8 protein-coding genes and 1 pseudogene are annotated in these 7,091 nt (G+C 36.7%); 8 read left to right on the top strand and 1 reads right to left on the bottom strand.

What is annotated here, in order from left to right:
- Positions 1-130 precede the first annotated feature (130 nt).
- The 5 genes and pseudogenes from V7124_RS22715 (at position 131) to V7124_RS22695 (ending at position 4,223) form a co-directional block, all read left to right on the top strand.
- Positions 131-976, top strand: a complete 846-nt coding sequence (locus V7124_RS22715) for an SHOCT domain-containing protein (RefSeq protein ID WP_335493718.1) — start codon at positions 131-133, stop codon at positions 974-976.
- A gap of 86 nt (positions 977-1,062) precedes the next feature.
- Positions 1,063-1,392 carry a hypothetical protein gene (locus tag V7124_RS22710; RefSeq protein ID WP_335417961.1) on the top strand — a complete coding sequence of 110 codons (330 nt, stop codon included), beginning with the start codon at positions 1,063-1,065 and terminating at the stop codon, positions 1,390-1,392.
- 206 nt (positions 1,393-1,598) lie between these two features.
- Positions 1,599-1,763: pseudogene (locus V7124_RS22705) on the top strand (hypothetical protein); the annotation flags it as partial.
- A 441-nt stretch (positions 1,764-2,204) separates the two neighbouring features.
- Positions 2,205-3,284 carry a butyrate kinase gene (gene buk / locus V7124_RS22700; protein WP_335417964.1) on the top strand — a complete coding sequence of 360 codons (1,080 nt, stop codon included), beginning with the start codon at positions 2,205-2,207 and terminating at the stop codon, positions 3,282-3,284.
- 33 nt (positions 3,285-3,317) lie between these two features.
- Entirely contained in the window at positions 3,318-4,223 is a 906-nt protein-coding gene (locus tag V7124_RS22695; protein WP_335493715.1) for a phosphate acyltransferase, read from the top strand.
- A 24-nt stretch (positions 4,224-4,247) separates the two neighbouring features.
- On the opposite strand, the gene V7124_RS22690 is transcribed toward V7124_RS22695, so the two are convergent.
- The gene (locus V7124_RS22690; RefSeq protein ID WP_335417968.1) at positions 4,248-4,967 is read right to left on the bottom strand and encodes a Crp/Fnr family transcriptional regulator; all 720 of its coding nucleotides are present in this window, start codon (positions 4,965-4,967) and stop codon (positions 4,248-4,250) included.
- A gap of 129 nt (positions 4,968-5,096) precedes the next feature.
- Between V7124_RS22690 and V7124_RS22685 the strand changes: the two genes are divergently transcribed.
- From V7124_RS22685 to V7124_RS22675, 3 genes are read left to right on the top strand one after another with little or no spacing between them, the layout of a single operon-like run.
- Positions 5,097-5,654: a 2-oxoacid:acceptor oxidoreductase family protein gene (locus V7124_RS22685; RefSeq protein WP_335417971.1), complete on the top strand. Its 558-nt coding sequence runs from the start codon at positions 5,097-5,099 to the stop codon at positions 5,652-5,654.
- Positions 5,647-5,901, top strand: coding sequence for a 4Fe-4S binding protein (locus tag V7124_RS22680; RefSeq protein ID WP_335417974.1), 255 nt, complete (start codon positions 5,647-5,649; stop codon positions 5,899-5,901). The genes V7124_RS22685 and V7124_RS22680 overlap by 8 nt, the downstream gene beginning before the upstream one ends.
- 2 nt (positions 5,902-5,903) lie before the next feature.
- Entirely contained in the window at positions 5,904-7,091 is a 1,188-nt protein-coding gene (locus V7124_RS22675) for a transketolase C-terminal domain-containing protein (protein ID WP_335417977.1), read from the top strand.

The raw sequence follows: 7,091 nt of genomic DNA, 5'->3' as shown, positions 1-7,091 counted from the left end.
GTTATAGGACTTATATTGGTTTCTATCTTCTTTGTGTTTAGAAAGGTATGCATATAGTTGTTATTATGTTAATAAGAAAATTATGGTAATATTATTGGGAAATAACAAATCTTTTTTGGGTGGGAAGATAATGGGCTGTTTAGTTGGAATAATTGGATTTGCAATAGGGTGGGGATTGTTTATTGCTGGAGAAGGTGAAGGTTTATCTATTTTCGGAATCGCAATAATTATTGGTAGTTTTTACTCATTTGTTAAAATCGAAGAGGTGAAAAAGAAGCAAAGGGAAAATGAAAAGCTTGCTAAGTCTACTGATGAAGAAGAAAGTTTAATTAAGGAATTGGAAAATAAAGGATTTACTGTTTCTCAAGTGTTTCAGGATAAAGTTAAAATAGACAGATTTATTGTGTTTGATGAAAATAGGAAAATGATTTTATTTGTTAAAAGTGATTCAATAAAAGCCTATAATTATAGAGATATTTTACAATCAAAAGTTTTAGAGGATGGTAGAGAAGTCTTAAACACATCAAGGTCTGATGCTACCACTGGAGCAGTAATTGGTGCAGCACTTGGCGGTGGAATTGGAGCGGTGGTAGGTGGTATTGTCGGAGCAAAAAATTCAAGTTCCAGAGAGTCGGTATCTGTGAAAGTTGTTGTTAATGATATAAAAGAACCTACATTTGATATTGAATTATTGCCTAGAGATATTGAGGGTGGGGAACAATACGTAAATGAACAAAGCGATACATATAAGAATGCGTATAAATCTGCACAATATTTACATGATAAGGTAAGTGTTTTAATTCGTCAGGCGGAAGAATTAGATAATATGGATAAGTCGGAGAAATTGCCAAAGGATTCAACAACAAAAGGTGTGCCGTCCATTGCAGATGAACTAAGAAAATTTGCTGATTTATTAGCTGATGGTCTAATTACAAAAGAAGAATTTGAAAAACAGAAAAAGAATTTGATGATGTAAGGGTTCATAGCTAATTAGTTAATTGTCACTAACAGATACATTTACCCTGTATCAAACAAAATAGTTTAATAAATGGAGAAAATCACATGGGTAATAATGTGAGAAAAATAGGTGAAATAAAATACCTTGTAAAACCATTGATACAGGAAAACTTGTATAGGGAAGTTACACCAGAAACAAAACATAGTTACTCAGGTATTTATATGATATACATAGACAATTTCACTTCTGATAAGATTGTACCGATTTATATAGGTCAAGAAAAAGACATACAAAGAAGATATAAAAAGCATTTTTCTGAAATTATGGCTTTAAATAGGCTTTCTTATGATGAGTATTATAATTATTTCTTTTCAAGATCTAGTTCCTTTATGAAGGCAATTTTAAAGCGTGTAAGATTTTTAAATATATGCTAGAAAATAACTGTACTTTACAGGATTTCCGTATGTTGTGATAGAAGAGGTGGAGGAAGAGTATTTAAAACAGAAATTAGATTTGGAAAAAGCCACCTATGCAACTTTACAGTTTTTGACCACTACTAATTAAAGAAGAAGCATTATTACAAGAAGTGGTTATTGTAAATTGAATATAATTATTACATCATTTTAAATCCCAATAGCCAATCGTTGACCCAACTAAGGTTACACGTTCTGCACTGCAAAACGCTGCATCTGTAGCGGCTATGTTCTTAACAACTGAAGCAGTTGTTGCTGACAAGCCAGAACCTGCTGGTCATGGCGGAATGCCTGACATGGGCGGCATGGGTGGAATGGGCGGCATGATGTGATAACGCCCATGAACCCTTGAAATGACTGGGTTTGTGAGTAAGTTGAGATTGGAATGCTAACATTTTACTAATATTGAGGATTTTAACGGAGGCTTCTCATAAGTTCACTGAACTTTTGGGAGGCTTCTTTTTTAATTCTTGGGTTACGTGAAGTGAAGGTACACATTTTTCGTAATTTGATCATCGGTATGGCCAAGTTGTCCATGATTTGTTCGAGTGAGACACCAACCTCAAGTCATGTGGAATGCGTGTCGCATATCGTGTTGAAATAGTCTGCTTCCCCGTTAGTACGTTGTCTCGGTTCTTTTTTGTTTGAACAAATGATTGAAAAAAACGGGAAACTCCCAATATTTTTTTGTGAGAGAAATTGTGTTTTTTCACACAGTTTTCTTTTTTGTACTTCTATAAGCTTATATTAAGTACTTATTAAGGAGGAGTATAATGGCAAAAGGCCACACTATTTTAGTAATGAATCTAGGAAGTACTTCAACCAAAATTGCTATATTTAACGACAGGACATGCTTACATCAAGAAACTATCAGACACGAAACAGATGAAGCTTTTGGAAAATATAATGATATATGGGATCAGTATGACTTCAGAAAGAATGTAATTATTAATTTTGTGAATGTAAACGGTTACAAATTATCTGATTTTAATTTCCTGGTATCGAGAGGAGCTCCTCTTAAACCTTTGAACGGCGGTGCATATCGGATTAATCAGAAAATGGTGGCGGATGCTAAAAGCAGGAAATTGGGAAATCATCCTTGTGGTGTCGGATGCGCTGTAGCATATGATTTAGCAAATGAATTGGGTATCCAGGCTTTTACAGTTGATCCACCCTGTATTGACGAACTAATTCCCGAGGCCAGATACACTGGATGGAAAAATGTTTATCGTAAAAGTTGGTATCAGGCATTAAATCAAAAGTCTGTTGGAAGAAGGCTTGCATCAAAGCTCAATAAGAGTTATGACGAGCTTAATGCAATAATTGTGCATATGGGTGGAGGTATGTCCATTGCTGCCCATCATAAAGGTAAGGTTGAAGATGTAAACAACGGACTTGACGGCGATGGTCCAATGGCACCTGAACGGGCTGGCACACTACCTATCGTTGAAGTTTTAAAAGCCGCTTACTCAGGTAATCACACCTATGAAGATATGTACCGTATGGTCAATGGCAAAGGCGGTTTGTTTGCATTACTAGGTACAAAAGATGGAAAAGAAGTTGAAAAGATGATTGCAGATGGTGATAAGACTGCAAAAGAAGTCTATGATACTATGATTTATCAGATTGCCAAAAGCATAGGAGCAGCTGCGGTTACTTTAAGAGGAGATGTGGATGCAATTGCTTTCACCGGCGGATTGGCTTACTCAAATTATATAGTAAAAGGACTTACTGAGTGGTGTGAGTTTATAGCACCCATATATTTGTACCCTGGAGAAGATGAACTGGAATCTCTAGTAGATGGAGCCATGCATGCAGTTTCTGGAAATTGGCCGATTCAAGAGTATATGTAATTCCTTGGATACTATTATAGAAGGGAGTATTTTATGATTAAATCATTGGATGAATTATTTGAGAAAGTAAAGAATTCACAAAAAAATATAATAGCTGTAGCACAGGCTGCCGATCATGATATTTTAAGCGTTGCAGAAATGGCAATCAGCAATAATCTAGCTGATTTTATCTTCGTAGGTAACCCTAATAATATTAATCACCTGATAGCAGAGGGTAACTACAACCTTAAAAACGTTCCTATTGTAGAGTCATATGATGATAAAGGATGTGCACAAAAGGCAGTTGAACTGGTTACTTCAGGTAAAGCAGATATGCCGATGAAAGGTTTGCTATCCACAGCTACATTTATGCGTGCAGTATTGGATAAACAAGTTGGACTTAGGACGAATTCTCTCATTTCCCAAATTACAATAACAGATAATATTGATAATACTGGACTGAATTTCATAACAGATTGTGCTATGAACATTGCGCCTGACATTAATGAAAAAATCAGTATAGTAAACAATGCTGTATTTGTCGCCAGAAAGTTCGGATATGAATGCCCTAAGGTAGCGCTGATAACAGCTCTTGAAACAGTTAATCCAACTATGCAAGAGACGATGGATGCTGCTGTATTAAGCAAGATGAACGATCGTGGGCAAATCAAAAATTGTTTAATCGATGGACCATTTGCGCTAGATAATGCAATTTCTAAAACATCAGCAGAACACAAGGGAGTTTCAGGCCCTGTTGCTGGCAATGCAGATATACTAGTAGTTTCAGATATTAGAATGGGCAATGTCCTTCACAAGACTATAACCTATTACGCTAAGAAGAGAGTCAGTTCAGTCATAGTCGGAACCAAAAAACCTTTAGTAATGACCTCTAGATCTGACTCTGTTCAAGATAAACTCATGTCAATTGCTGCTTCCAGTTATTTGAACAGTCAAAGCTAAGAGCTGCAGTCATGGGGATCCATTTTAATTTAATATGTATGCGCTTAACTTTTGTAAATCAGGGCAACAAATTGTGCGTTTCTGTTTATATATCAGCTTTTGTTGCTTTAAATGGTTGATTGTTTTAGTTACAGCTTCTCGTCTTGTGCCTATCATTTCAGCTATTTCCTGATCGGTGACCGTTATCTTTAGATGATAGCCATCCATACAGTATCCACTGATTGGGCAATTGCTAGAGGAAGAAGTAGTGTTAATTGGGCATTCTCTGCCAGTAGATTCAAATAAGCTCAAGAGAAGAGCAACTACTCGCTGTTCAATCTTCAGAAATGACATATACCCAACCTGGAAGGAAAGAAGCCTGATTTTTCTACCCATTGCTTCGAAAAGTTGGAATATGATTTCCGGGTGGTCAGTAAAAAGTTTTGTTAATTGTTCTCTAGTAAAAAACAATACTATTGAATCTTTTAGAGTTTGAGCATTTGCAAAGCCAGGATACTCGTCAAAGAAGGCAGTTTCACCGAAAAAAGATCCAGCTTCATGAATCGCAAGAGTTTTTTCTAAACCATTGGAGTCTGTAAGATTTACTTTTATCCTGCCGCTTACAAGGAAAAATAGATAATCGTGGTCCTCGTCCTGTTGATAGATATAACTACCTTTTGGGTATGTATGTTGACTGTCAGTATATTTTAGCAAAAGCTCATTTATGTCAGTATCATCAACTACCCATAATGATTCATGCGTCATAATCATACCTCCTTTTATGTATCGAACGGGCTTACCATCAATATATCATATTGAATCGATGAATTGAAGGAGTAGGATTACATATATCATTAAGCATCTATTAGTCTAAATTTATTTGGAGGGATTTTTATGAAAGAGTTACGAATTCATGGAAGAGGGGGTCAAGGTGCTGTTACAACATCCGAAATTATTGTTTATGCGGCTGTTGAAGATGGTAAACATGGCGCTTGTTTTCCTTACTTTGGCTTTGAGAAAAAGGGTGGTCCAGTTAGCGCTTTTGTAAGAATTGATGAGAAAAAAATCAGAGAAAAAAATCAGATCTATAACCCAAACTGTATCATGGTCATCGATCCAACTCTACTGAATAGTGTAGATGTATTTGCTGGAGCACAGGAAAATTCTATTCTTGTCATTAATACTAAGTCTATAGAGGATATTGATATTCCTGAGTGTATAACAAAGGTAGCTTATGTGGATGCAAACAAGGCATCTATGGAAATATTCGGGAGGATGCTTCCAAATACAATAGTACTTGGAGCTTTCGTTAAAGCAACTAACTGGGTGAGTTTTGACAAGGTAAGTGAAAAAACTCAGGCGATTTGGGGACCAAAAAATCTGGAAGCATTGGAATATGGTTTTAATAATGTTGTTATAGTCGATATGAATGGAGGGGGAAATCGTGATTAAGACTGATTTTATATGTGCGATAGGGAAAGAGCTTAATATTATAAATACTGGCGAATGGAAAATGTACCCGGTTGTAATTGACCAAGATAAGTGTGTTAAATGCAGCTTGTGCTTTCAATATTGTCCGACTAAATCGGTAAAATACTCTGATGGAGAGTATTTCATAGACCTCGAGTATTGCAAAGGCTGTGCAGTATGTATAGAAGAATGTCGATCAAATGCCATAGAATTTGTGAAGGGGGAATAACGATGAGTAAAAGACAAGTATTAAGTGGTAATCATGCCGCAGCAATAGGGGCATTGTTGGCAAAACCTGATGTAGTAGCTGCTTATCCTATAACCCCACAGACACCACTGGTGGAGCATTTCAGCCAATATGTTGCTGATGGAGTTATAGATGCAAATATAGTTGAGCCGGAATCAGAGCATTCAGCTATGAGTGTACTGACTGGAGCATCACTTGCAGGAGCAAGAACATTTACTGCAACCTCATCACAGGGATTAGCATTAATGTATGAGCCTTATTTTAGAGCTTCTACATTGAGATTGCCTATTGTCATGAATATTGTTAATAGAGAAATGATATCACCTCAATCCGTATGGGGTGGACCACAGGATTCCCTTACAGTACGGGATGCGGGGTGGATACAGATATATGTGGAAGACAATCAGGAAATTTTGGATATGAATATCCAGGCATTTAAAATTGCTGAAAATGATGATGTGTTGTTACCAATAAATATTTGTTATGACGGTTTCTACCTATCTCATTTGACAGAGGGTGTAGAGGTTCCAACTCAAAAAGAAGTAGCTGATTTCATTCCAACTTATAATCCAACACATGTTAAGTTGGATCCTGAGACTCCAATGGCTGTAGATCCTCTTACACCAGGTGATTTACTTCAATACTATAGGGAACTACATATGCAGGCCATGGATAATGCTAAGCGGGTAATCAAAGAAGTAAATGACGAGTTTGCCAAGAAGTTCGGCAGAGATCATTTTGGTCTTGTAGAACCATATAGAATGGAAGATGCCGAGTATGTACTTGTAACATTGGGTTCATTAACTGGATCTGCAAGAGTAGCTGTAGATATGGCAAGAGAGAAAGGTGTGAAGGCAGGGTTAGTTAAAATTAGATGTCTAAGGCCATTCCCTAAAGAAGAAGTCAAGGAGCTTTTAAGCGGAAGAAAAGCGATCGGAGTAGTTGATAGAAATGTAAGTTTCGGTTGGCATACAGGTATAGTATATCAGGAGGTTAAGTCAGCTATAAGTAATCTCCATCCTGTTCCGGCGGTACCATTTATTGGTGGCCTAGGCGGAGAGGATTTGACTACTGAACTGATGTGTGAAGCAATTGAAAAAGTAGTTGAGGCTGGAAAAAATGGAAATATGGACAACAAAGCTCATTGGCTTATTAATAGAAAGGGGAGATAA

Origin of the sequence: Neobacillus niacini (assembly GCF_036961885.1) — a bacterium.
Lineage (GTDB): Bacteria > Bacillota > Bacilli > Bacillales > Cytobacillaceae > Neobacillus > Neobacillus niacini_H.
Note: the sequence above shows the minus strand (reverse complement) of the source record. Positions and strands in the feature narration are given on the sequence as shown.

Bases quoted from the DNA above. Each gene is read 5' to 3' on its own strand.
- V7124_RS22715 (WP_335493718.1), top strand. From the start codon at position 131: ATGGGCTGTTTAGTTGGAATAATTGGATTTGCAATAGGGTGGGGATTG.
- V7124_RS22690 (WP_335417968.1), bottom strand. From the start codon at position 4,967: ATGACGCATGAATCATTATGGGTAGTTGATGATACTGACATAAATGAG.
- V7124_RS22710 (WP_335417961.1), top strand. From the start codon at position 1,063: ATGGGTAATAATGTGAGAAAAATAGGTGAAATAAAATACCTTGTAAAA.
- V7124_RS22685 (WP_335417971.1), top strand. From the start codon at position 5,097: ATGAAAGAGTTACGAATTCATGGAAGAGGGGGTCAAGGTGCTGTTACA.
- V7124_RS22695 (WP_335493715.1), top strand. From the start codon at position 3,318: ATGATTAAATCATTGGATGAATTATTTGAGAAAGTAAAGAATTCACAA.
- buk (WP_335417964.1), top strand. From the start codon at position 2,205: ATGGCAAAAGGCCACACTATTTTAGTAATGAATCTAGGAAGTACTTCA.
- V7124_RS22675 (WP_335417977.1), top strand. From the start codon at position 5,904: ATGAGTAAAAGACAAGTATTAAGTGGTAATCATGCCGCAGCAATAGGG.